The organism is Melissospora conviva (assembly GCF_049523535.1).
Classification (GTDB): domain Bacteria; phylum Actinomycetota; class Actinomycetes; order Mycobacteriales; family Micromonosporaceae; genus Melissospora; species Melissospora conviva.
This window is the reverse complement of sequence record NZ_JBLLDT010000001.1, coordinates 840,641-863,952: the sequence shown is the minus strand read 5'-3', so window position 1 is coordinate 863,952 and position 23,312 is coordinate 840,641. Positions and strand designations below refer to the sequence as shown.

Sequence of the window (23,312 nt, the reverse complement as noted above, 5' to 3'; positions counted from 1 at the left end):
CGGCCCTACGGAAGATCGTCGAGACCGTGTGGCAGCGGTAACGGCGAATCCACGTCAGCCACCCGACCCCCGGGGTGCCGGCCCAGTCCAGCCGGCCCGCGTACGCGCGGAAGCCCCGGGGGTCGCTTCATTCCTGCCCCGAGGAAGCGCCGTGTCGATGCGTGAGCTGGTCGTGCTGGGCACCGCCAGTCAAGCCCCCACCCGCACCCGCAACCACAACGGGTACGTGCTGCGCTGGGACGACGAGGTGATCTGCTTCGACCCCGGCGAGGGCAGTCAGCGGCAACTGCTGCACACCGGCGTCACCTCCATCGACCTGACCCGGATCTGCGTCACCCACTTCCACGGCGACCACTGCCTCGGCCTGCCCGGCTTGATCCAGCGCCGCAACCTGGACCGGGCCACCGCACCACTGCCGGTGCACTTCCCCGGCACCGACGCCGAATACTTCCACCGGCTGGCCAACGCCAGCCTCTTCCACTCCACCATCGAGGTCCGCCCCGCACCCGTCGAGCACGACGGGCAGGAGTTCCACACCCGCGCCGGGATCCTGCGCGCCCGGCGGCTGCGGCACCCCGTGGCGACGTACGGCTACCAGCTCATCGAGCCCGACGGCCGGCGGATGCTCCCGGAGCGGCTGGCGGCCCACGGAATCGACGGCCCGGACGTCGGCCGGCTCCTGCGCGACGGCAGCCTCGACCGGGACGGACGGCGGATCACGCCGGCCGAGGTGAGCACGGCGCGGCCGGGGCAGCGCTTCGCCTTCGTGATGGACACCGGGCTCTGCGACAACGTCTACGCCCTCGCCGAGGACGCCGACCTGCTGGTTATCGAGTCGACCTTCCTGGAGCGTGACGCCGCCCGTGCCGCGGAGGTCGGCCACCTCACCGCCGCCCAGGCCGCCCGGGTCGCCGCCGAGTCGGGCGTACGCAAGCTGGTGCTGACCCATTTCTCGCAGCGCTACTCCGACGCGGCCGAGTTCGCCGCGGAGGCCCGGGAGCACTTCACCGGTGAACTGGTGGTCGCCGAGGATCTCGACAGGGTCCAGGTGCCGAAACGACGCCCGGCGGGCGCTGCCGCACCGGTTACGGGCTAGCCTCGGTGCGGTGACCCTCGTGCTGCGCCCGGTCTGCCGGGACGACCTGATGGCGGTGGGCGCCGTGCACCACGCCTCCCGCATCGATACCTACCGCGGCTTCGTCGATCCCGAGGCGCTGGAGTCGGTCCCGGCGGAGGCGCTGGGCCGCTGGTGGTACGAGCGGTGGCCGTACGAGCGCGACACGCACCGGCTGACGGTCGCCGAGCGGAACGGCCGGATCGTCGGCTTCACCTATCTCGGACCGGACGAGTACGGCGAGCCGGGGCTGGGTGAGCTCTACGCGATCCACCTCGTCCCCGCCGAAGAGGGGCGCGGCACCGGGCGGGCGTTGATGGTGGACGCGCTGGCGGCGCTGCACGAGCGGGGTTTCACCCGGGCGTCGCTCTGGGTGGTGGCCGGCAACCAGCACGCCCGCCGCTTCTATGAGCGCGGCGGCTGGCGGCCGGACGGCACAGAACGCGAGAGCGTGATCGCAGCGGCGATCACCCGGCAGCTGCGCTACCTGCGTCCGCTGCCGTGATCACACCGACGGGCCGGACCGCCTGAACGGCCACCCATACTTCCAACCGCGGCCGGGCCGGTCGTTTCTCACGACGGACCCGGCGCAACGGCGAAGAGACGGGTCAGCGTTCGCCGAGGTGGGCGAGGAGGTCCTGGCGGGTCAGCACGCCCTTGGGCTTGCCGTCGACCAGCACCAGCGCGGCGTCGGACTTGGCCAGCAGCGTGACCGCCTCGCTGACCGGCTGCCCGCCACCGATCATCGGCAGCGGGTCGCCCATGTGCCGCTCGATGGTGTCGTGCAGGTGGGCCTGGCCGGTGAAGAGGGCGTCGAGCAGGTCCTTCTCGGCGATCGAGCCGGCCACCTCGCCGGTGACCACGGGCGGCTCGGCCTTGAGCACCGGCAGCTGGGAGACGCCGTACTCGCGCATGTAGTCGATGGCGTCGCGGACCGTCTCGGTCGGGTGGACGTGGACCAGCTCGGGGATGCCACCCGGCTTGCTCGCCAGCGCCTCGGCGACGGTCGCCTCGGTGCCGCCGGTGGTGAGGAAGCCGTACCGGGCCATCCACTCGTCGTTGAAGATCTTGGAGAGGTAGCCCTTGCCGCTGTCCGGCAGGAGCACCACGATCACGTCGTCCGGGCCGGCCTTGCGGGCCACCTCCAGCGCCGCGACGACGGCCATGCCGCAGGAACCGCCGACGAGCAGCCCTTCCTCACGGGCCAGCCGCCGGGTCATCTCGAACGACGCCTTGTCGGAGACCTCGATGATCTCGTCGCAGACCGTCCGGTCGTAGGTCTCGGGCCAGAAGTCCTCGCCGACCCCCTCGACCAGGTACGGCCGGCCGGTGCCGCCGGAGTAGACCGAGCCCTCCGGGTCGGCGCCGATGACCTTGACCGCGCCGTCGGAGGATTCCTTGAGGTAGCGGCCGATGCCGCTGATGGTGCCGCCGGTGCCGACGCCCGCCACGAAGTGCGTGATCTTGCCGGCGGTCTGCTCCCAGAGCTCCGGGCCGGTCTGCTCGTAGTGCGAGCGGGGGTTGGCCGGGTTGCTGTACTGGTTCGGCTTCCAGGCGCCGGGGATCTCCCGGGCCAGCCGGTCGGAGACGTTGTAGTAGGAGCGCGGGTCGGCCGGGTCGACGGCGGTCGGGCAGACCACCACCTCCGCGCCGTACGCCCGCAGCACGTCCTGCTTGTCCTGGCTGACCTTGTCCGGGCAGACGAAGACGCACTTGTAGCCCTTGAGCTGTGCGACCAGGGCCAGCCCGACGCCGGTGTTGCCACTGGTCGGCTCGACGATGGTGCCGCCGGGGGCGAGCAGGCCCGCCTTCTCGGCCTCCTCCACCATCCGCAGCGCGATCCGGTCCTTCACCGATCCGCCGGGGTTGAGGTACTCCACCTTCGCCAGCACGGTCGCGGAGATACCCGCGGTCACGTTACGCAGACGGACCAGCGGGGTGTTACCGATCAACTCGACGACGTTGTCGTAGTAGCGCACTTCGTTGTGTCCTTCGCGCAGCGCCGGCGGCTCGTGACCCGGCGGTGATCCCAAGATGTCTGGCGTCAGCCTAGTTGCCCTCAGGTCACCACGTGCCCAGGGACCACCGACGCCCGGCGCTGCTCCCACTCCAGGAACCGCTGCGTCTCGGCCAGCACGCTGCCGGCGAGCCAGGTGACCATCAGCGCGTCGTCGGCCAGGCCGAAGACGGTCAGGAAGAGTTCCGGGACGAAATCGATCGGTGAGGCGATGTACGCCGCCGCGGCGGCCATCATCGCCATCCGCATCCCGCCGTCGTACTCACCTTTGCCGGTCGCCCGGATCATGCGCGGGATCGCCGAGATGCGCTTGCCGAGCGAGGGGCCGCCCCGGGCTCCGCTCATCAGGGCCCGCCCCAGCGCGGTGAACGCCGCGGTGCGCTTCAGTGTCTTCGCCATCTCGGCGTCCTCCTTCTGGCCCGGCGGGCCGCCCCATGATGCACGGTGTCCGCAACGTGGAGCGGGTGGTACGGCAAAGCTGGATCGTGTCGTACGGCAGTTGTACGGCAGTCCCGCGTCAATTACCCACTCCTGTCCGCTTCTAGGCCTCTCCCGGCGTCCCGGGGCTCCGGGCACGACTGCGGCAGCGCTCGCCGGCGCGCGATACTGTCGCTCTATGGCTGTTGCAGGTTCGGAGTCGCCGGCTGCGGCCCGTCGACGACGGACCCGGCAGGCCGTCAAGCTGACCGCCGCGGGCGCGGGCGCGGCCGCGGTGACCGCGGCGGCGACGACCGGGGTCCTCTTCGGCCAGGCCCGCCAGGCCCGGCGGATCATCCCCTCGGCCGAGGCGCCGCCACCGCGCTGCGACGGCGTCTACGGCGCGAAACTTCCGGGTGAGCCCCTCACGCTGGTGGTGCTCGGCGACTCGACCGCGGCCGGCTACGGGGTGCACCGCCGCCGCGAGACCCCGGGTGCGCTGCTGGCCACCGGCCTGTCCCGGCGGCTGCGCCGTCCGGTACGGCTGTGCCGCCTGGCGGTGGTGGGAAGCATCTCGTCCCGGCTGCGCTATCAGGTCGAGGACGCACTCGAACTCGAACCGGACCTGGCCGTGATCCTGATCGGCGCCAACGACGTGACCCACCGCACGCCGATCAGCGTGGCGGTACGCCACCTCGTCGAGGCCGTCCGGGCCCTGCGCGCGGCCGGCGCCGAGGTTGTCGTCGGCACCTGCCCGGACCTCGGCGCGATCGAGCCGGTGAAGCCGCCGCTGCGGTGGCTGGCCCGGCGGTGGAGCCGGCAGCTCGCCGCGGCGCAGACGGTGGCGGTGGTCGAGGCCGGCGGCTGGACGGTCTCCCTCGGCGACCTGCTGGGCCCGAGGTTCGCGACGGAGCCGAAGCGGATGTTCGCCTGGGACCGGTTCCACCCCTCCGCCGAGGGGTACGCGATGGCGGTGGCCGCCCTGCTGCCGACGGCGCTGTCGGCGCTCGGTGCGACCGGCGAGCCGCGTACCGCGCCGGCGCGCGGCGAGGGTGTGCGCTCGCTGCCGAAGGCCGCTCAGGTCGCGGCCCGGCACGCCGGCACCGAGGTCAGCGGCGCGCAGGTGCACGGACAGGAGCGCGGCGCGGGTGGACGGTGGGCCCGGCTGCGCCGCCGCCGGATCTTCTTCGGTGCCGGCGGCAACCCGCAGAACCCGGACGACAACCCGGCGACCGTCGTCCCGTCGACGGCTGCCGGGAAGTCCACCGTGGAGGGAGCGCCATGAACCCGGGCTTCGCCGGCACGAGGACGGCACGACTGGGCCGGGCCGCTCTGCTCACGATGATCGCCGGCACGGTGGGGGGCGCGGCGGTACTGGCCGGGCAGGCGCTCCTGGCCCGGTCCCGCACCTACGCGCAGCCGGATTTCGGGCTGGCGCTGCGCTCGACCACGGGACGCACCGAGGCGCCGCCGCTGCGGCTGGTGCTGCTCGGCGACTCCTCCGCCCTCGGAGTGGGGGTCAGCCGGGTCGAGGAGACCGTCGGCGGCCAGCTGGCCCGGTTGCTCGCCGAGGGCGGCCCGACCGGCAGCCGCCGGGTGCACCTGTCGAGTGTCGGGGTGTCCGGCTCCCGTTCGGTCGACCTCGACACCCAGGTGGCGCGGGCGCTGCTCGGTCCCGCTCCGGACGTGGCGGTCATCCTGATCGGCGCCAACGACGTGACGACGCTGCGCCGGCCGCGGGAGGCCGCCGCCCACCTCGGTGCGGCGGTTCGCCGGCTGCTCGCCGCCGACGTCGAGGTGGTCGTGGGCACCTGCCCGGACCTCGGCGCGGTCCGGGCGATCGCCGCGCCGCTGCGGCAGATCACCGCCTGGCAGGGGCAGCGGACCGCGCGGGCGCAGGCCGAGGCGGTCCGCCGGGCCGGCGGCACCGTCGTCGATATCGCCGCCGAGACCGGGCCGGTCTTCCGCGCCGACGCCGCCACGCTCTGCGCCGACGGTTTCCACCCCTCCGGGGACGGTTACCGGGTCTGGGCGCACGCGCTGCTCCCCGCCGTCTCGGCGGCAGTGATGTCCGCCACTCGGCACTGATCCCCGGATATTCACCGCCTTCCGCGACAAGTTACCGGCGGTTACGGTTGCCCTATGCCGACTGACCTGTCCCGAAACGCCGTCATCGTCGCCACCGCCCGCTCGCCGATCGGCCGCGCCGGCAAGGGCTCGCTGCGCGAGATGCGCGCCGACGACCTCGCCGCCACCATCGTCCGCGCCGCGCTCGACAAGGTGCCCCAGCTCGACCCCGCCACCATCGACGACCTCTACCTGGGTTGCGGCCTGCCCGGTGGCGAGCAGGGCTTCAACATGGCCCGGGTGGTCACCACCCTGCTCGGCCTGGACACCGTGCCCGGCGCCACCCTGACCCGCTACTGCGCCTCGTCGCTGCAGACCACCCGGATGGCATTCCACGCCATCGCCGCCGGCGAGGGCGACACCTTCGTCTCCGCCGGGGTGGAGACCGTCTCCCGCTACGCCAAGGGCAGCTCCGACGGGCTCCCCTCGGCCGCCCAGGAGATCGTCGGCCAGTGGGAGAACCCCCGCTTCGACGCCGCCCAGGAGCGCACCGTCAAGCGCAGCCAGGCCGGCGTGCCGGTGTGGAACGACCCGCGCGCCGACGGTGACGTGCCCGACGTCTACATCACCATGGGCCAGACCGCCGAGAACGTCGCCCAGCTCTGCGACGTGACCCGCGAGGAGATGGACGCCTTCGGCGTACGCAGCCAGAACCTCGCCGAGAAGGCGATCGCCGACGGCTTCTGGGCCCGCGAGATCACCCCGGTTACCACTCCGTCGGGCGATGTCGTCAGCACCGACGACGGCCCCCGGGCCGGGGTCACCCTCGAGGGTGTGGCCGGCCTCAAGCCGGTCTTCCGCCCGGACGGCCGGATCACCGCCGCCAACTGCTGCCCGCTCAACGACGGCGCCGCCGCCGTGGTGATCATGAGCGAGCAGCGCGCCCGCGACCTGGGCCTCACCCCGCTGGCCCGGATCATCTCCACCGGCGTCTCCGCCCTCTCCCCCGAGATCATGGGCCTGGGCCCGGTCGAGGCCTCCCGGCAGGCGCTCAAGCGGGCCGGCATGACCATCGACGACGTCGACCTGGTCGAGATCAACGAGGCCTTCGCCGCCCAGGTGATCCCCTCGGCCCGGCAGCTGAACATCCCCGAGGAGAAGCTGAACGTGATGGGCGGCGGGATCGCCGTGGGCCACCCATTCGGCATGACCGGCGCCCGCATCACCGGCACCCTGATCAACGCCCTCGACTGGCACGACAAGAGCATCGGCCTGGAGACGATGTGCGTCGGCGGCGGCCAGGGCATGGCCATGGTCATCGAGCGGATGAGCTGACTCGAGTCACCGCGCAGCCGGCCCCGCCGCCATCTCGGCAGCGGGGCCGGTTCGCTTTCCCGCGATCGCTCACCCGCCGCGTCCAGCACGTCCCGGCCCGGGTGGAAGCTGATACCGGCCATGCCGTTGCCGTCACTCGGGATGGGACCAGCCTGGTCTACAAGCGGTCGCGTACCGCCGTGACCTCGGCGGCGGCCTCGGCGAGCAGTTCGGCCGGGGCGCCCGAGGCGACGAGGTCGGCGACGACCACCCGGAGCTGATCCGGCAGCGCCAGATCGTTGCCCAGCCGCGGCACGGCCCGGTGCGGCAGGGACTCGGCATCGGCGCTCAGGTCCGCGATGTGCTGCACCAGCCGGTGCACGAGGTCGGCCCGGGAACCGGGCCCCGGACCTGCCGAACCCGCCCAGCGCGGCGCGCTCCAGTGCCCCACCTGCCGTACCAGCAGGGTGGTGACGCGTTCCAGGTCAGCTGCGCTCATCGCGCCGAGTCTACGAGCAGCGCCGGCGGGCGGATTCGTCCGGCATCGCCGCCGGCGTTTCACCGGCGCAGATAGCTCAGCAGCCGCAGGATCTGCCAGTAGAGGTAGATCAACCCGACCAGGATGCCGAAGGCGCAGTACCAGGCGTAGCGCCGCGGCAGACCCTCGGCGACACCGCGTTCGACCGCGTCGAAGTCCAGGATGAAGGTCAGCGCGCCGGCCATCACCGCGATCCCCGAGAAGACGTACGGCAGCCAGCCGACCCGGCCGGTGAGGCTGTAGACCTCCAGCAGTTGCGGGCCACCGAAGAGGTGGGCCAGCAGGTTCGCCGCACCCAGGACGAGCAGGCCGATCAGGGTGCCGGCGACGAACCGGGCCAGCCGGGGCGTCGCCCGGATCACCCGGGCCCGGTAGAGCACCGCCATGCCGAAGAAGACCGCGAAGGTGCCGGTGACGGCCTGGATCACGATGCCCGGATAGACCAGCTCGAACGCCCGGCTGGTGACACCGAGCAGGACTCCCTGCAGGACCGCGTAGACGGCGATCACGACCGGGTTCGTGGCGCCCCGGATCGAGATGAGCAGGGCGAGCAGCACCGCGGCGAGACCGGCGCCGAAGAGCGAGCCGCCGATCCACGCCTGCTGCGGGACGAAGAGCCAGGAGAAGGCGCCGACCACCCCGGTGAGCAGCAGCAACAAGACGGTACGCAGGACGACGTCGTCGACGGTCATCGCCTCGGCGGGCCCGGTCCCGAGCACCTGCCGCTGCACCCGGGCCGTGTCGTCGAGCCGGGTCAGCACCGGATTGGCCTGCGCCATCGCCCACCCCCGTCCGCGGCGTCATGCTCACGGTAATCAGCCGGGAGGGCCCGGGTGGCCGGTCGGCGATACCACCCCGGCGACAGCGCGGCCGGAAACGGTACGGCCGGAAACGGCGGGCGCCCGTTCCCACGTACGGGAAACGGGCGCCAGGTGAAGCCGGGTCGACGGTCAGTCGTCGCCCTGGAAATAGCTGAGCAGGCGAAGCATCTCGATGTAGAGCCAGACCAGGCTCAGCAGGATGCCGAACGCGGCCGTCCAGGAGTAGCGCTGCGGCAGTCCCATCCGCACACCCTCCTCCACCTCGTGGAAGGCCAGGATGAAGCTGAGCGAGGCGACCACGATGCAGACCAGGCTGAAACCGATGGCGAGCGGGCCACCGCTGCGCAGCCCGGTGTCGACACCGAAGAGCGCCAGCACCAGGTTGATCAGCATGACGGCGAAGAGACCGCCCATCACAGCGATCATGATGCGGGTGAACTTCGGCGTCGCCCGGATGACCCGGGCCTTGAAGAGCATCGCCATCACGAAGAAGACGCCGAAGGTGGCGACCACCGCCTGCAGCACGATGCCGTTGTAGAAGCTCTCGAAGGTCCTGCTGATCATGCCGAGGAAGACGCCCTCGAAGACGGCGTACGCCACGACCAGCGCCGGGTTCGCCATCCGGGAGAAGGAGACGACCAGTCCCAGCACCAGGCCGATGATCATCGAGCCGATCCAGACCGGCATGGTCAGCGCGGCCGGCACCATGATCCAGGCGAGCGCGGCCATCAGGCCGGTGATGCCGAGCAGGGTGACGGTCTTGACGACGACGTCGTCGATGGTCATCGGCGCCACGGCCGGCGGAGCCGCCGGGTAACCGGGACCGGCCGGGTACTGCTGCGGCACACCGGGCTGGCCGTAACCGGCCGGCTGTCCGTAACCGGCAGGCTGTCCGTAACCGGGCTGGCCGTACGGGCCAGGCTGCTGGCCGTACGCGCCGGGCGCGGCGTACCCGGCGGCCCGCTCGCGTTCGGCCGCCTGGCCGAGCCGAGACAGCACCGGGTTCGTAGTCTTCACTTTCAGGCCTCCCTTGGGGGGTCGAAGCACATGAGGTGCCTTACCAGGGTATCGGGCAGAATCGACCACAGGGAGATCGCGGCCCGGACCGCCGGCGGCGAAGTCGTAACAGCGGCCGGCGCGAACTCGGGATACGGATCCGTGAAACGGTGGTGCCCGGAGCGGGGCTCGAACCCGCACGCCTCGCGGCAGCCGCTTTTAAGGCGGCCGTGTCTGCCATTCCACCACCCGGGCAGGGGCCACCACCGGTACGCCGGCGGCGGGTGCCCTGTCACCGTAGCCGGTCACCACCGGCGCGTGCACCCACGCACCACTCCGCGCCACTAGGGTCGGACCGTGAACAGCACCGCCCCCGCCGATCCCGACACCGACTCCCCGCCGGACGCGACGCCGGGCGGTGGCCACGGCCGCTTCCCCCGGCTTCGGCGACTCCGCCCCGACCTCGCCGTCTGCCTGGCGTTCCTGCTGCTCGGCGCCTATCTCACCCACGGCCTCTGGCCCGCCCCCGGCGAGCGGGTGCTGGCCCTCAACCCCCCCGACCAGGTCCTCTACGAGTGGTTCCTCGCCGTCGACTCCCGCGCCCTGCTCGGCGAGCTCGGGCTCGGCACCGACCGGCTCAACGCCCCGGACGGGGTGAACCTGCTGGCGAACACCTCGGTAATCGCGCTCGGCCTGCTCTTCGCCCCGGTGACGCTCGCCTTCGGCGCCCCGGTCAGCTTCGCCCTGCTGGTCGCCGCCGGCCTGGCCGGCACCGCCATCGCCTGGTACCTGCTCTTCACCCGTACGCTCGGCGCCCGCCGGTTCCCCGCCGTCATGGGCGCCGCGCTCTGCGGGTTCGGGCCGGGGATGGTCTCGCAGTCCAACAGCCACCTGCACATGACCGTCCAGTGGCTGGTGCCGGTCATCGTCTGGCTGGTGGTCCGGCTGCTGCGCGCCGCCGCTCCCGGCGCCACCGCTCCCGGCGCCGCCGAGAGCACCGCACCCGGGCCGGCGCCGGACTGGCGTCGGCTGCTGACCTCCGCCGCCGGCCTGGCGGTCGCCGTCACCGTGCAGATCTTCATCGGTGAAGAGGTGCTCTTCCTCACAGCGGTGACCCTGCTCGTGCTGACTATCTGCTATGCCCTGCGACAACGGCGCTACGCCCGGCGCGCGTTCGGGCCCTTCGCCGCCGGGCTGACCGCCGCCGCCGGACTGGCGCTGATGGTGCTCGCCTACCCGCTCTGGTACCAGTTCGCCGGCCCGCTCGGTGTCGCCGACGGAATGTTCAGCCCGCACTACTTCTCCGCCGACCTGGCGAGCTGGGCGGTGCGCTCCCCGCTCACCGTCGCCGCCGACCCCGACAACGCCCGGCTGACCACCGGCCCGGCGGAGTACAACACCTACCTCGGGCTGCCGCTGCTGCTGGCCGGCCTCGGCTGCGCGATCTGGCTGCGCCGCAACGCCCTCGCCCTGGCCTGCGCGATCACCGCCCTGGTGATGGCCGCGCTCTCCCTCGGCCCGGAGATCGTCGTCGGCGGCAACCGCACCGGCATCCCCGGCCCGTACGCGCTGCTGGCCGGGGTGCCGGTGGTCGACGGCGCACTGCCCATGCGCTTCGCGCTGCCGGTGCTGCCGCTGCTCGCCACGATCTTCGTCCTCGCGCTGGACCGGGCCCGGGACGCACGGCGGCCGTACCGGATCGGGGCGCCGGTGGCGGCCGTCGCGGTGCTGCTCACCGTCTTCCCGACGCCGCTGCCCACCGAGCAACGCCCGGCACTGCCGGAGTTCATCAGCGCCGGCCACTGGCGCGACTGCGCCGGCGAGGACGGCGTCCTGGTGCCGGTGCCGTCGGCCACGCCCCGCGACCCCTGGCCGATGCGCTGGGCCACCGCGGCACACGCCGGATTCGCCATCCCCGAGGGCTTCTTCATCGGGTCGTACGGTGCGGACGGCAGCGCCGCGATGGGGACGTACCGGCGGCCGACATCGGCGCTGCTGGCAGAGGTCGCCCGCACCGGGCAGGTGCCCGCCATCGGGGAACGCGAGCGCAATCAGGCCCGCGCGGACCTGGTGTTCTGGGGATCCTCCTGCGTGGTGCTGGCCACCGACGCCGACCAGGCAGAACCGCTGCGGCGCAGCCTGGAACAGCTCTACGGCCCCGCGACGCCGGTCGCCGACGTCTGGACCTGGCGCCTCGGCTGACCGACGGACGAAGGCCCCCGGTCGCCGCCACGGATTGAACCGCTTCGGCGACCGGGGGCCTTCACCTCGGTTCGCGGTGCCGCCCGGACACGGACGGCAGCATTTCCGTACCGCTAGCGGCGGGCCGACAGCGGCGGCGTGGCCTCGAGGAACTCCTCACGCGGCTCGTGCAGCTGGCCGAGCGCGACGACCTCACGCTTGAGGAAGAACGCCAGGGTCCAGTCGACGATCACCCGGACCTTGCGGTTGAACGACGGGATCCGGCTCATGTGGTACGTCCGGTGCATGAACCAGGCCGGGAAACCGGTCATCTTGATCCCGTAGACCTGGGCGACGCCCTTGTAGAGGCCGAGGCTCGCCACGCTGCCGGCGTGCTTGTGCTTGTACTCCACCGGCTCCTGTCCCCGGATGACGGCGACGATGTTGTCGGCCATCCGCTGGGCCTGGCGTACCGCGTGCTGGGCGCTCGGCGAGCAGAACGCACCCGGTTCCTTGGTCAGGTCCGGCACGGCCGAGCAGTCACCGGCGGACCAGGCGCCGTCGAGCACCCGGTCGCCGTCGACGACCTGCAGCGTCGGCGCGCAGGTAACCCGGCCGCGCTGGTCGCGGGGCATGTCGGTGCTGTCCAGCATCGGCGACGGCTTCACGCCGGCGGTCCAGACGATGGTGTTGGTGCGGAAGCTGTCACCGTCGGAGAGCCGCACGATCTGGTCGGCGCAGGACTCCAGACGGGTGTCGAGCCGGATGTCCATGTTGCGCTTGAGCAGCTGCTGGACGGTGTAGGCGCCCATGTCCCGGTCGACCTCGGGCAGCACCCGCTGGGTCGCCTCGACCAGCACCCAGCGCATGTCCTCCGGCGCGAGCTCCGGGTAGTAGCGCAGCGCGTCGCGGGCCATGTCCTCGGTCTCGGCGAGCGCCTCGATGCCGGCGTACCCGCCGCCGACGAAGACGAAGGTCAGCGCCGCCTGGCGGACCGCCGGGTCGGAGGTGGCCGCGGCGATGTCGAGCTGCTCCAGCACGTGGTTGCGGAGGAAGATCGCCTCGCCGATGGTCTTGAAGCCGATGCCGTGCTCGTGCAGACCCGGGATCGGCAGGGTCCGGGAGACCGAACCAGGTGCCACGATGATGTGGTCGTAGGTCATCTCCTCGGCGGGGCCGGCGACCGGCTGCACCGTCGCGGTCTTGCGCGAGTGCTCCACCTGGGTGACCGAACCCACGATGATCCGGCACTTGCGCAGCGCGCGACGGAGCGCCACCACGGCGTGCCGGGGCGAGATGTTGCCCGCCGACGCCTCCGGCAGGAAGGGCTGGTAGGTCATGTGGGGCTGCGGGTCGACGACGACGACCTCGGCCTCACCGGACTTGAGCTTCTTGGACAGACGCAGGGCCGCATAGAGTCCGACATGCCCGGCACCGACGACAAGGATCCGCTGCGAATTCACTCCACCATCTTTCCCCTGGCATCCATGAAACACGCAGTCGACGGGCCCCTTTGTGACGGAGGACCCGCTGTGACCTGCACGACGTCGCGTTGCGGGAAACAGCCCGGAAATCCCGGAATACCCTTTCGCCGCAACGCTTCAGGGCGCCCACGTCCCTGAGGTGCCGGCCGTTTCGGGCGGCATCGCCGACAGCAACGAGCGTACGCGGCGAACCCGCTCAGCGCCGATGCAGCCGGGCCAGTAGGGCGGCCACCCCGACGGCCGTGGCGAGCCCCAGCAGCGCGGCGGCGAAGTACGTCCGCTCCCCGCCCAGATTCGCCAGGAAGAGCAGCAGAATCCCGGCCACCGCCCCGGCGAGCGCCACCCCGAGGCTGCGCAGCAGCCAGCGCAGCACCACCTCCGGCGGGACCACCGCGTCGTGCGGCAGCACCGCCGCCAGCGCGGTCAGGCTGTGATGCAGGTAGAGCAGAACGGCCAGGGTGAGCAGCCGCCAGAGCACCACCGGCTCGTCGTACCAGCTGGTGGCCAGGATCCACCCGCCGACGACGGTCAGCACCACCAGCGTGGCGGTCCAGCCGCGGCGCGGGGTCAGCGCGGGCAGCAGGGCGACGGCCACGAGCAGCAGCCCGTACCCGCCGGCGAGCGCCCACCCCGGAAAGACCAGCAGGAAGGTCGTGAACGCCAGCACGAACAACGCGGTCCGCAGCAGCAGCGGGACGAGGGTGAGCCGCCGCAGCGCGGTCAGCAGGGCGGCGGCCCGCTCGGCGAGAGCGATCATCGCTGTCCCGCCCTCGGCGCCGAGGCGAGCCGGGCCACGTCCCGCAGCACCAGGTCGAGACTCCCCGCCCCGGCCCACCGCACCACCGGTACGCCGTGCTCGCGCAGCTGACCGACGGTGTTCTCGCGCTCCATGCGCCACAGCCGGCACGCCACCTCGTGCCACGGTCCCTGACCGGCCGGGACAAGATCGGCGGGGAGGGTGTCGACGGCCACCACGAAACGGCCGGACCGGGCGAGCCGGGCGAGCATCTCCGCCGAACGGGTGTCGACCAGCGGGGTGAGCACGACCAGCAGGGCGTCGGAGGAGAGCAGGTGCGCGCCGAAAACCCGGTCGTAGGGCTCCTGCCAGGCGGGCAGGACCTTGACGTCGAGCAGCCACTCCAGCACGGTCAGATACTGCCGGCGTCCGCTCGCCGGGCGCAGCCGGCGGGCCTGCGGGCCGTACTCCAGCATCGCGACCCGGTCGCCGCGGTGCAGGTAGTGCTCGGCGATCGCCGCCGCGGCCCGCACCGTGGTGTCCAGCACCGACGCCGATCCGTTGACGCCGCCGGAGCGGCCCGCCTCGGTCAGCACGTCGAGCAGGAGCACGACCTCGGCGTCCCGGTCGGAGAGGGTGCCGGCCACATGCAGTTGCCGGGCGCGCAGGGAGACCCGCCAGTCGATGCGGCGCAGCCGGTCTCCGGGACCGAAGACCCGTACGCCGGCCAGTTCGCCGCCCTCGCCCGGGCGCCGGGACCGGTGCCCGCCGGCCAGCCCGGCGGCACGGGGCATCGCCTCGTCGGCGCTGAAGACGTCGGTCGCGGGGAAGACCCGGACCTGCCGCGCCTCGCTGACCGCCACCGGCCGGGCCAGCAGCAGCCCGTCGCAGACGACGGCCCGGGCCGCCGCCGGACCGAGCTGGTGGCGGCCCCAGCGCCGGGTCTCACCGCGCAGTTCGAGATCGACGCCGGCGCCGGCCGGTACCACCAGTGCGAACGGCCGATCGGCCTGCCCGGCGGGTGGTTCCCCGTCCGGGCCGGGCAGCCCGGCCCGGTGGATCCGCAACCAGGGCGAGACCAGCGTCCGGACCACCACGAGGTCGTAGTCGACCCGGCCCGGGTTGTCCACCGCGACGGTGGCGACCAGGTCGCTGCCCTCGACCGCGTTGGCGTCGTCGGCGCCGATGCGCAGCACCGGCGGGGCCTCCGGGAGGCGACGCAGCGCCCAGGCGGTGCCGAGCGCGAAGGGCGCGGCCAGCACGACCAGGTCGGCCCGGCCCAGCAGTGCCCCGGCGAGCAGCAGCAGCCCGGTGAGGGTGACGGCCCGGCGCAGCGCGGGGGTCGGCACCCAGCTGGTCTCCTGGTCGCCGCCGCCGGCAGGCAGCGCCGGCTCCGCCTGCGCGGGGGTGGCGCTCCGTAAGGTCAGCGCGGTCATCGCCATGCCCGTCGCGTCAGGCCGACGTGCCGGCGGCGTAGCTGGGCAGGGCGCCGCTGGCGGGCACGGGTGTGGCCGCCAGCACCTCCGCCACCACGAAGGCGGGGTCGACCCGGCGCAGCCACATCTCCGGCCGCAGGGTGATCCGGTGCGCCAGGGCGGGCGCGGCGACCGCCTTGACGTCCTCGGGCACCACGTAGTCGCGCCCGGCGAAGACCGCCCAGACCCGAGAGAGCAGCAGCAGCGCCAGCGAGCCACGCGGGGAGGAGCCGACCAGCACCGAAGCGTGGTCCCGGGTCGCGGAGGTCAGCTCCACGATGTACCGGCCGATCGAGTCCTCCACGACCACGTCCTCCAGGGCCGCCTGCATCGCGCGCAGCGTCGCCGCGTCGACCACCGACTCCACGTACGTCTCCTCGTGGCGGCGCGACATCCGCCGGCGCAGCACGTCCCACTCCTCATCCCGGCTCGGATAGCCGAACGAGACGCGCAGCAGGAACCGGTCGAGCTGCGCCTCGGGCAGCGGGTAGGTGCCCTCGTACTCGATCGGGTTGGCGGTGGCGAGCACGTGGAAGGGCGGGTCCAGGCGGTAGGTGACGCCCTCCACGGAGACCTGCCGCTCCTGCATCGCCTCGAGCAGGGCGGACTGGGTCTTCGGCGGCGTCCGGTTGATCTCGTCCGCGAGGAGCAGGTTGGTGAAGATCGGGCCGGCGCGGAAGGCGAACTCGCCGTTGCGCTGGTCGTAGAGGAACGAGCCGGTGATGTCGGCCGGCAGCAGGTCCGGGGTGAACTGCAGACGCCGGAAGTCGAGACCGAGCGCCTGGGCGAGCGACCTGGCGGTGAGCGTCTTGCCCAGGCCGGGCAGGTCCTCCAGCAGCACGTGACCGCCGGCGAGGATGCCGGCGAGCACGAGTTCGAGGGCATCGCGCTTGCCCACGACCACGGTGCCGACGGCGTCGAGCACCGCCCGGGACAGTCGCTGGACCTCGCTGAGGGCTAGCGGCTCCACGTCTTTCATATCTTCTCCACTTCCGCGATGAGGGCCGCGTAGTCCTTCGGTGCCGGGTGCCGCCGGGGAGGCTTGTCGAGGAACGTCCAGAGGCGGTCGCCGAGCAGCTTGCGCGCGCGTTCCGGATCACCGGCGCGGGTAAGGCCGTGCCGCTGCCGCAGCCGCTCGTCGACCAGTTCGGTGAACATCGAACGGCTCACCTGCTGGAAGCGGTCGGGGGCGCTCAGCCGCCGCTCCCACCGTTTCACCGCCGCCCGCATCCCGTCCTCGGTCTCCTCGCCGTAGCCGGCGTCGTCGTCGGGCCGCCGTCCGTGCACCGGCGGCGGCGAGACGGAGGCGGCGACCCGGCGCAGCAGCAGCACCGCCGACCAGCCGGCGACCAGGGCGATCAGCGGTACGGCCACCCCACCGACCCGCAGCAGCACGATGGTCACCACGGTCAGCGCGGCGACGCCGAGCGCGGAGCGGATCCAGCCGCCGAGCGCGGAGCCGCGCCGCTGCTGCGTGCCTTCGGGCTCGTCGTCGCCGGTGAACAGGTCGTTGAGGGCGCTGAGTTCGCTCACCGGCGCGCTCCACGGTCCGTCACGTGCCCACCTCGGCGGCGAGTTCGTCGCGTACCCGCTCCAGCGCGGCCCGGGCCTGGGCCCGCATCTGCTCGTCGACCTGGTGGCGGGCGTAGCGGGCCTGCCGGTAGACGTCGGCGAAGCCGTCGAGCACGCCGGCACTGATCCGGGTGGACTCGCGCCCGAGCAGGCGGCTGACCAGGTCGGTGGGGGTGTCGCCGATCTGGCGTTCGATCCCGGCGGCGGTGGCGGCCTCCTCGAGCCGCAGCCAGCAGCCGATGACCGCGCGGCGCGGGTCGGCGTCGCTGTCGCTGAGTTCGTCGAGGCCGGCTTCGAGCGCGGCGACCACCTCTGCCGTGGTCTCGCCCTGCGGGCGGGGCGCCGCCCGTCTGCCCGCGCGGCGGGCGACGTCGCGCATCAGGGCCCGCACCAGCACACCCAGGCTGACCGCCACGGCGAGCGCGCCGAGGACGACCAGCAGAGTGCCCACCCAGCCCGGCATCTCGGCAGGCTCGGCCGGCGCGACCCGCTCCGGGGTCGGGCTCGGCGCCGGCGCGTCCTGCGGTCCGGCGGTCGGCGGGAGCTGCTCCTCGTAGAAGGGGGGCACGTCGTTGACGGGCTGTTCCACCCGGGTGAAGGGCAGTGCGGAGTGGCCGGAGAGGACCGCCGCGAACGCGAGGAGGCCGGCGACGGCGACGAGTCCGCCGAAGCGGCGCAGGCTGGCGGGGATCATGACGTCTTCGCCACCCGCCCCACCCTCTCAGTCCAATCCGGCCAGCACCTTGGCCCGGCTCAGCACCTCGTCCAACATGGCCGGTGTGAGGCGGCCGGTGAACGTGTTCTGCTGGCTGACGTGGTAACAGCCCAGCAGGTGCGGGCCGCGTGTACCCGCCCAGTGTGCCGCATGGCCGAAGCGGGGCTTGGGGCTGGGCGAGGCCACACCGTACACCTGTCGATATGCCGGCCACCAGGCGTCCCAGGCGAACGCGCCGAGGGCGACGACCACCCGCAGCGTAGGCCGGATCAGGGCGATCTCGCGGTGCAGCCAGGGCGCGCAGGTGTCGCGTTCGGCCGGGGTGGGTTTGTTCGCCGGCGGAGCGCAGCGCACGGCGGCGAAGATCCGGGTGCCCCGTAGCTCCAGCCCGTCGTCGGCGGCGACGCTGGTGGGCTGGTTCGCCAGCCCGGCGCGGTGCAGGGCGGCGAAGAGGACGTCGCCGGAGCGGTCGCCGGTGAAGATCCGGCCGGTGCGGTTGCCACCGTGGGCGGCGGGTGCCAGACCGAGGATCGCGATCCGGGCGTCGGCGGGACCGAACCCCGGGATCGGCCGGCCCCAGTACGCCTGGTCGCGGAAGGCCGCGCGCCGCACCACCGCCACCTCTTCGCGCCACGCCACCAGGCGGGGGCAGGCGAAGCAGTCGGCGATCCGGGTGTCGAGCGCACCGAGTGCGTCCGCGCCGGCGGCGAGCCGGACCACGTCGGCCGGGGTGCGTGCCTCAGCCAAGCCGGCTCCGGAACAGCTCGATGGTCCGCGCCCAGGCGCCCGCCGCGGCCGCCGGATGGTACGCATCCGGGTGGTCGTCGTTGAAGAAGGCGTGCGCGGTGCCCGGATAGTCGCAGGTGTGGCAGCTGCCCCCGGCCGCCTCGATCGCCCGTACGGCGTGGCGCACACCGTCGGCGGTGGAGCTGCCGTCGGCTTCGGCACAGTGGATCAGGGCGGCCTTGCCGGCGTAGTTGTCCCAACTCAGCTCCGCGGCGGGGAGCGTGGGGTAGAAACCGGCCGCCGCGACGATCCGTTCCGATCGGGTGGCCGACCAGAGCGCCAGGCCGGCCCCGATGTCGAAGCCGACGGTCCCGATCTTGCCCTGGCAGCCGGTGAGGCCGCCGAGGTACTCGGCCGCGGCAGCGATCTCCTGCGCCGCCGCACCGATGCGCGCCCGCAGCGCCGCCGAGGCGGCCTCGTCCGGCCCCGGGGGCGGTGCGCCCCGGTGCAGATCCGGCGCGAGCGCCACGAAGCCGGCGGCGGCCAGCCGGTCGGCGACCGCCCGGATGTGCGGGACCAGCCCCCACCCTTCCCCGATCACGATGACCGCCGGGGCGGGCAGGGCGCCGACGGGTCTGGCTAGGTAACCCGGGATCTGTTCCGTACTGCCGCGATAGCTCACCATCTCGCCCATCGGCCCGGCCTCCTCGCGGTCAGTCACCGTCGCCCGTCACAGCGTGGCGACGCGTGCCGGTAGCCTGCCATGCCGCAGGGCCGCCGGGAAGTAACCGCGGCAGTGGTCTTCGCCTCCCGGCGCGCGATCACCGGTGCGGGGTGCCCGCGGGAGCGGGCGAGGCGTCGGACGGAGCCGGGGTGGCGTCGGACGGAGCCGGCGTGGCGTCGGCGGGCGTCGGCGTGGCGTCGGACGGAGCCGGTGTGGCGTCGGCGGGCGTCGGCGTGGCGTCGGTGCGGAACGTGAACGGTGCGTCCCCCGGGCAGTGCGGGTAGCGGCCGGTGACGGCCTGGACGCTCTCCTGCGTCCCCTCGTCCCAGCACCACTCGTCCCCGAGCCGGATGACGTTGCCGTCCTGGTCGAAGAGGCGGGCGTTCGGCACGAGCCGGCCCTGCTCGTCGTAGACGAAGATGTCGCTGATCTGGCCGGAGGGATCCGCGTAGGTGGCCGGCTCCGGGTAGTACGGGTCCCAGCGGGCTTCCCGGTCGATCTGCACCACCTGCACGAAGGCGATCAGCAGCAGGAGGAAGGCGCCGGCGTGCACCGCCCGGCGCGGCCAGAGCCGGAAGCCGCCGGAGCGCCGGCCCAGCCAGATCGAGCCGATCACGGCCGCGCCGAGGACGACGAGGCCGGCGAGGACGCTGCCGCCGAGCCGCGGGATCACTCCCCCACTGCCGGTGATCAGGACTGCCACCAGGTAGCCGCGCAGCACCCACCAGCCGGGGCGCAGCAGGGCGAGGAACTCGCTCGCCCGGGCGTACCCGACCAGGGGGCCGAGGGTGCGGTCGGCGTTGCGGATCCGGTCACGCAGGTTGATCCGGGCGGCGGCGAGCCGCTGGTCGAGGTTGGGCCGGGCGGAGGGTACGGCCGCACCGGCGGCGGTACGCAGTTCGGCCGCGTACGCCTCGGGGCTGCCGAGCCGGTCCACCAGGGAGCCGTCGCCCTCGGCTGCGACCTCGGCCAGGTGCTCGGGGAGGTCCTCGGTCAGTTCGTCGCGCAGCTGCGGCGGCAGGTCGGCCAGCGCGGCCCGGACCTGCTCGACATAGCGCGCGATGTCCTGCTCGTGTACGACGGTCATGCCGTCATCCCCCGATCGTCGACCAACTGGTCCATGGTGGTGGCGAAGGATCGCCAGAGCTTGCCGGAGCGGGCGAGCTCGTCGCGTCCGGCGGAGTTGAGCGAGTAGTACTTGCGGTGCGGCCCGGACTCGCTCGGCACCACGTAGGTGGTGAGCAGGCCGGCGGCGAAGAGCCGGCGCAGCGTGCCGTAGACGGAGGCGTCCCCGACCTCCTCCAGCCCGGCGGCGCGCAACCGGCGCAGGATGTCGTAGCCGTAGCCGTCCTCGTCCCGCAGGACGGCGAGGACGGCAAGGTCCAGCACACCTTTCAACAGCTGAGTGGCATCCACAACGAGGACGCTACTACGCATCGCACAGTACCGTCAATGACATAGCTGGCCGCCGATACTCCGGGCCGGCACGCCGGGCCCGGCGCCGCCCCGGGCCGGCGCCACCCCCGCATGGCGAGCTGCGTCACATCTGGCCGATCGGTCAGGAACTGGCCGAACGGTCAGGGCATTCTGGTCCGGGAGGCAATTGCGGCAATGGCACGTACCAACACACGCGACGAGATCCTCGCCGAGGCGGCCCGGCAGTTCGCCGCCACCGGCTTCAAAGGCACGTCGCTGCACGACATCGCGGTCAAGGTTGGCTGCTCCAAGGCAACGCTGCTCTACCACTTCGACAGCAAGGAGGCGATCCTCACCGCGCTACTGGCGCCCGCAGCCGAAGCACTGCAGGCCCTCGTCACCCGGCTGACCGGCCTCGACGCCGCAACCGCCCGGGAAACCGCGATCAACGGCTTCGTCGACCTGCTGCTCGCATTCCGGCAGGAGACCATGCTCCTGCTCGACTCCCTGCCCCAGCTGCTGCAGGTGGCGAGCTTCGAAGACATCCGGCCGCTCATCGAGACCCTCATGGCCGCCTGCACCGGCTGGTCCACCGACCCGGCCGACCGGATCGCCGCGGAGGTGCTGCTCGCCGGCAGCGCCACCGTCGCCATCGACACCTGCCGCGACCTCGACGACGACGAACTGCGTACCGCCCTCATCCGTGTGGCACGACGGGCCCTGCGCCCCGACGCCTGACGATAAACAAGGACTGAAAATGGCAACCCTGCTCTACCGGCTCGGCCGCGGCGCTTTCCGGCGCCGCAAGGTCGTGGTGGCGCTCTGGCTCGGGCTGCTGCTCGCCCTCGGCGGCGGCGCCCTGGCCTTCATGGGCCCCACCTCCAGCAACTTCACCATCCCCGGTACCGAATCGCAGCGGGCGATCGACATGCTCGCCGAGGAGTTCCCCGAGGCCAGCGGCACCACCGGCACGATCGTGGTGGCCGCGCCTGAGGGCGAGACGCTCACCGCACCGCAGCGTCAGGCCCAGCTGGGACAGCTGGTCAAGGAAGCCAACGAGCTGCCCGGCGTGCTCGCCGCGCTCGACCCGTTCACCACCGGCTCGGTCTCCCCCGACGGCCGGTACGCCCTGATCTCGGTCCAGTTCACCGAACAGGTCGACAAGGTCACCGACTCCCAGCGCACCGCGTACGAGCAGAGTGGTTCCGCCGCCCAGGCCGCCGGCCTGCAGGTCGAGCACGGCGGTGAGGTGATGAACTCCGAACCCGAGGTGGGCAGCACCGAGGCGATCGGTGTCGCGGTGGCGATGGTCGTACTCGTGGTGACCTTCGGATCGCTGGTCGCCGCCGGCATGACCATGCTCAACGCGCTGATCGGCGTCGGCGTCGGCATGGCCGGCCTCTACGCCCTGAGCAACACATTCGAGATGACCAGCGTGACGCCGGTGCTGGCGCTGATGCTCGGCCTCGCGGTCGGCATCGACTACTCGCTCTTCATCAGCTCCCGCTACCGGCAGAACCTGCTGGAGGGCTTCGACGGGGACGAAGCGGCCGGACGCGCGGTCGGCACGGCCGGCTCCGCCGTGGTCTTCGCCGGCGCCACCGTCGTCATCGCCCTCGCCGGGCTGGCCGTCGTCCAGATCCCCTTCCTGACCGTCATGGGTCTGGCCGCCGCCGCGACCGTCGCCGTCGCCGTGCTGGTGGCGATCACGCTGCTGCCGGCCCTGCTCGGCTTCATCGGCGCGCGGGTCCTGCCGCGCAAGCACCGGAGCGGCCCCGACAAGGCCGCCGCCGAGCCGACCCAGGGCTTCGGCTTCACCTGGGCCCGCTGGGTGACCAGGGCACGGATCCCGGTGATCATCGCCGGCGTGCTCGCACTCGGTGCGCTCACCCTGCCCGCCACCGACATGCGGCTCGCCCTGCCGGACGCGGGCTCGGGCCCGGCGGGCAGTGCGCCCCGCGAGGCCGCCGACCTCATCGCCGAGGGGTTCGGGCCGGGCTTCACCGGGCGGCTGGCCCTGGTCGTCTCCGGAGACTCCCCCGAGCAGACCGCCGCCGCCGTGCAGGAGATCACCACGGAGCTGCAGGGCACCGAGAACCTGCTCGCGGTCACCCCGCCGAACCTCAGCGGGGACCAGACCACCGCCCTGCTCAGCATCATCCCGGGCACCTCGCCGACCGACGAGGCGACCGAGAATCTGGTGCACACCATCCGGGAGAAGGCCGCAGCCGTCGACAGCGCCGACATCCTGCTGACCGGCGCGACCGCCTTCGGCATCGACGTGTCGGAGAGCCTCAGCGACGCGATGCCGATCTACCTGATCCTCGTGGTCGGGCTGTCGATCCTGCTGCTGATGCTGGTCTTCCGGTCGATCCTGGTGCCGGTCAAGGCGGCGCTCGGTTTCCTGCTCACCGTCGGTGCCACCTTCGGCATCACCGTGCTGGTCTTCCAGCAGGGCAACCTCGCCGGCCTGCTCGGCGTCGACAGCCCCGGGCCGCTGGTCAGCTTCCTGCCGATCCTGTTGATCGGCATCCTCTTCGGCCTGGCGATGGACTACGAGGTCTTCCTGGTCTCCCGGATGCGGGAGGACTTCGTGCACGGTGACACCGCACAGCAGGCGACGATCAACGGCATGGGACACGGGGCCCGGGTCGTCACCGCCGCCGCGCTGATCATGGTCTCGGTCTTCGCCGGCTTCATGCTGATGGACGACCCGATCATCAAGTCGATGGGCTTCGCGATGGCGATCGGTGTCGCGATCGACGCCTTCGTGGTCCGGATGACGATCGTGCCGGCGGTGATGTCGCTGCTCGGCAAGAGCGCCTGGTGGCTGCCCGGCTGGCTGTCGAAGATCCTGCCCAACGTCGACATCGAGGGCGAAGCGCTGCGCAAGCAGCTTGACTCCGCCCGCACGCCCGACGCGGCACAGGTCTGACCAACCGGCGACGGCCCGGTCGTCCGGCCCCGAAGGGCTGGACGACCGGGCCGTCGCCGCGTCA

The 23,312-nt window shown here is 72.6% G+C and carries 23 protein-coding genes and 1 tRNA gene; 8 read left to right on the top strand and 16 right to left on the bottom strand.

Going from position 1 to position 23,312, the window contains the following annotated elements; translation table 11 throughout:
• The first annotated feature begins 151 nt into the window (after nucleotides 1-151).
• Together ACK8GG_RS04280 and ACK8GG_RS04275 are read left to right on the top strand one after the other, a co-directional pair.
• The gene (locus tag ACK8GG_RS04280; RefSeq protein WP_440354009.1) at nucleotides 152-1,096 is read left to right on the top strand and encodes a ribonuclease Z; all 945 of its coding nucleotides are present in this window, start codon (nucleotides 152-154) and stop codon (nucleotides 1,094-1,096) included.
• Nucleotides 1,097-1,106: 10 nt separating this feature from the next.
• Nucleotides 1,107-1,619: a GNAT family N-acetyltransferase gene (locus ACK8GG_RS04275; RefSeq protein WP_440355578.1), complete on the top strand. Its 513-nt coding sequence runs from the start codon at nucleotides 1,107-1,109 to the stop codon at nucleotides 1,617-1,619.
• A gap of 103 nt (nucleotides 1,620-1,722) precedes the next feature.
• On the opposite strand, the gene ACK8GG_RS04270 is transcribed toward ACK8GG_RS04275, so the two are convergent.
• Nucleotides 1,723-3,093: a cystathionine beta-synthase gene (locus ACK8GG_RS04270; protein ID WP_440349188.1), complete on the bottom strand. Its 1,371-nt coding sequence runs from the start codon at nucleotides 3,091-3,093 to the stop codon at nucleotides 1,723-1,725.
• Between the two features lie 80 nt (nucleotides 3,094-3,173).
• On the bottom strand, nucleotides 3,174-3,530 hold the full coding sequence (locus ACK8GG_RS04265) for a YkvA family protein (RefSeq protein WP_440348129.1): 357 nt from the start codon (nucleotides 3,528-3,530) through the stop codon (nucleotides 3,174-3,176).
• 217 nt (nucleotides 3,531-3,747) lie between these two features.
• Between ACK8GG_RS04265 and ACK8GG_RS04260 the strand changes: the two genes are divergently transcribed.
• The 3 genes from ACK8GG_RS04260 to ACK8GG_RS04250 are packed head-to-tail and all read left to right on the top strand — an operon-like array spanning nucleotide 3,748 to nucleotide 6,950.
• Nucleotides 3,748-4,833: an SGNH/GDSL hydrolase family protein gene (locus ACK8GG_RS04260; protein ID WP_440355577.1), complete on the top strand. Its 1,086-nt coding sequence runs from the start codon at nucleotides 3,748-3,750 to the stop codon at nucleotides 4,831-4,833.
• Nucleotides 4,830-5,636: an SGNH/GDSL hydrolase family protein gene (locus ACK8GG_RS04255; protein ID WP_440348131.1), complete on the top strand. Its 807-nt coding sequence runs from the start codon at nucleotides 4,830-4,832 to the stop codon at nucleotides 5,634-5,636. Before ACK8GG_RS04260 ends, ACK8GG_RS04255 begins: the two co-directional genes overlap by 4 nt.
• Before the next feature lie 54 nt (nucleotides 5,637-5,690).
• Nucleotides 5,691-6,950: an acetyl-CoA C-acetyltransferase gene (locus tag ACK8GG_RS04250; protein ID WP_440348132.1), complete on the top strand. Its 1,260-nt coding sequence runs from the start codon at nucleotides 5,691-5,693 to the stop codon at nucleotides 6,948-6,950.
• A 157-nt stretch (nucleotides 6,951-7,107) separates the two neighbouring features.
• On the opposite strand, the gene ACK8GG_RS04245 is transcribed toward ACK8GG_RS04250, so the two are convergent.
• From ACK8GG_RS04245 to ACK8GG_RS04230, 4 genes are all read right to left on the bottom strand, one after another.
• Complete coding sequence (locus ACK8GG_RS04245; RefSeq protein ID WP_440348133.1) at nucleotides 7,108-7,428, bottom strand: hypothetical protein; 321 nt, start codon at nucleotides 7,426-7,428, stop codon at nucleotides 7,108-7,110.
• A 59-nt stretch (nucleotides 7,429-7,487) separates the two neighbouring features.
• On the bottom strand, nucleotides 7,488-8,246 hold the full coding sequence (locus tag ACK8GG_RS04240) for a Bax inhibitor-1/YccA family protein (protein ID WP_440355576.1): 759 nt from the start codon (nucleotides 8,244-8,246) through the stop codon (nucleotides 7,488-7,490).
• A 171-nt stretch (nucleotides 8,247-8,417) separates the two neighbouring features.
• The gene (locus ACK8GG_RS04235; protein WP_440355575.1) at nucleotides 8,418-9,305 is read right to left on the bottom strand and encodes a Bax inhibitor-1/YccA family protein; all 888 of its coding nucleotides are present in this window, start codon (nucleotides 9,303-9,305) and stop codon (nucleotides 8,418-8,420) included.
• Nucleotides 9,306-9,455: 150 nt separating this feature from the next.
• A tRNA-Leu gene (locus ACK8GG_RS04230) sits at nucleotides 9,456-9,539 on the bottom strand.
• A 102-nt stretch (nucleotides 9,540-9,641) separates the two neighbouring features.
• On the opposite strand from ACK8GG_RS04230, the gene ACK8GG_RS04225 reads away from it, so the two are divergent.
• Complete coding sequence (locus ACK8GG_RS04225) at nucleotides 9,642-11,486, top strand: hypothetical protein (RefSeq protein WP_440355574.1); 1,845 nt, start codon at nucleotides 9,642-9,644, stop codon at nucleotides 11,484-11,486.
• Nucleotides 11,487-11,599: 113 nt separating this feature from the next.
• Here the strand turns inward: ACK8GG_RS04225 and ACK8GG_RS04220 are convergent, their stop codons facing one another.
• The 10 genes from ACK8GG_RS04220 to ACK8GG_RS04175 all read right to left on the bottom strand — a co-directional run bounded on the left by ACK8GG_RS04220 (nucleotide 11,600) and on the right by ACK8GG_RS04175 (nucleotide 20,313).
• Nucleotides 11,600-12,928: an NAD(P)/FAD-dependent oxidoreductase gene (locus ACK8GG_RS04220; protein WP_440355573.1), complete on the bottom strand. Its 1,329-nt coding sequence runs from the start codon at nucleotides 12,926-12,928 to the stop codon at nucleotides 11,600-11,602.
• Nucleotides 12,929-13,145: 217 nt separating this feature from the next.
• Complete coding sequence (locus tag ACK8GG_RS04215) at nucleotides 13,146-13,706, bottom strand: hypothetical protein (RefSeq protein ID WP_440355572.1); 561 nt, start codon at nucleotides 13,704-13,706, stop codon at nucleotides 13,146-13,148.
• Nucleotides 13,703-15,112, bottom strand: a complete 1,410-nt coding sequence (locus ACK8GG_RS04210; RefSeq protein WP_440355682.1) for a DUF58 domain-containing protein — start codon at nucleotides 15,110-15,112, stop codon at nucleotides 13,703-13,705. The genes ACK8GG_RS04215 and ACK8GG_RS04210 overlap by 4 nt, the downstream gene beginning before the upstream one ends.
• A gap of 25 nt (nucleotides 15,113-15,137) precedes the next feature.
• On the bottom strand, nucleotides 15,138-16,139 hold the full coding sequence (locus ACK8GG_RS04205) for an AAA family ATPase (protein WP_440348139.1): 1,002 nt from the start codon (nucleotides 16,137-16,139) through the stop codon (nucleotides 15,138-15,140).
• Entirely contained in the window at nucleotides 16,136-16,693 is a 558-nt protein-coding gene (locus tag ACK8GG_RS04200; protein WP_440348140.1) for a hypothetical protein, read from the bottom strand. The genes ACK8GG_RS04205 and ACK8GG_RS04200 overlap by 4 nt, the downstream gene beginning before the upstream one ends.
• A gap of 19 nt (nucleotides 16,694-16,712) precedes the next feature.
• A complete protein-coding gene (locus ACK8GG_RS04195) occupies nucleotides 16,713-17,426 on the bottom strand; it encodes a DUF4129 domain-containing protein (RefSeq protein ID WP_440354018.1) in 714 nt (237 codons plus the stop codon).
• A gap of 27 nt (nucleotides 17,427-17,453) precedes the next feature.
• Entirely contained in the window at nucleotides 17,454-18,260 is an 807-nt protein-coding gene (locus tag ACK8GG_RS04190) for a uracil-DNA glycosylase (RefSeq protein ID WP_440355571.1), read from the bottom strand.
• Nucleotides 18,187-18,867 carry a dienelactone hydrolase family protein gene (locus tag ACK8GG_RS04185; RefSeq protein WP_440354436.1) on the bottom strand — a complete coding sequence of 227 codons (681 nt, stop codon included), beginning with the start codon at nucleotides 18,865-18,867 and terminating at the stop codon, nucleotides 18,187-18,189. Before ACK8GG_RS04185 ends, ACK8GG_RS04190 begins: the two co-directional genes overlap by 74 nt.
• A 127-nt stretch (nucleotides 18,868-18,994) precedes the next feature.
• Nucleotides 18,995-19,984: an HAAS signaling domain-containing protein gene (locus ACK8GG_RS04180; RefSeq protein WP_440355570.1), complete on the bottom strand. Its 990-nt coding sequence runs from the start codon at nucleotides 19,982-19,984 to the stop codon at nucleotides 18,995-18,997.
• On the bottom strand, nucleotides 19,981-20,313 hold the full coding sequence (locus ACK8GG_RS04175) for a PadR family transcriptional regulator (RefSeq protein ID WP_440354020.1): 333 nt from the start codon (nucleotides 20,311-20,313) through the stop codon (nucleotides 19,981-19,983). Before ACK8GG_RS04175 ends, ACK8GG_RS04180 begins: the two co-directional genes overlap by 4 nt.
• Before the next feature lie 195 nt (nucleotides 20,314-20,508).
• Here ACK8GG_RS04175 and ACK8GG_RS04170 point away from each other — a divergent pair, with 195 nt between their 5' ends.
• Nucleotides 20,509-21,051 (top strand): TetR/AcrR family transcriptional regulator, encoded by a 543-nt coding sequence (locus tag ACK8GG_RS04170; RefSeq protein ID WP_440354021.1) that lies wholly within the window; start codon nucleotides 20,509-20,511, stop codon nucleotides 21,049-21,051.
• Nucleotides 21,052-21,070: 19 nt separating this feature from the next.
• Nucleotides 21,071-23,248: an MMPL family transporter gene (locus ACK8GG_RS04165; protein WP_440355569.1), complete on the top strand. Its 2,178-nt coding sequence runs from the start codon at nucleotides 21,071-21,073 to the stop codon at nucleotides 23,246-23,248.
• Nucleotides 23,249-23,312 lie beyond the last annotated feature (64 nt).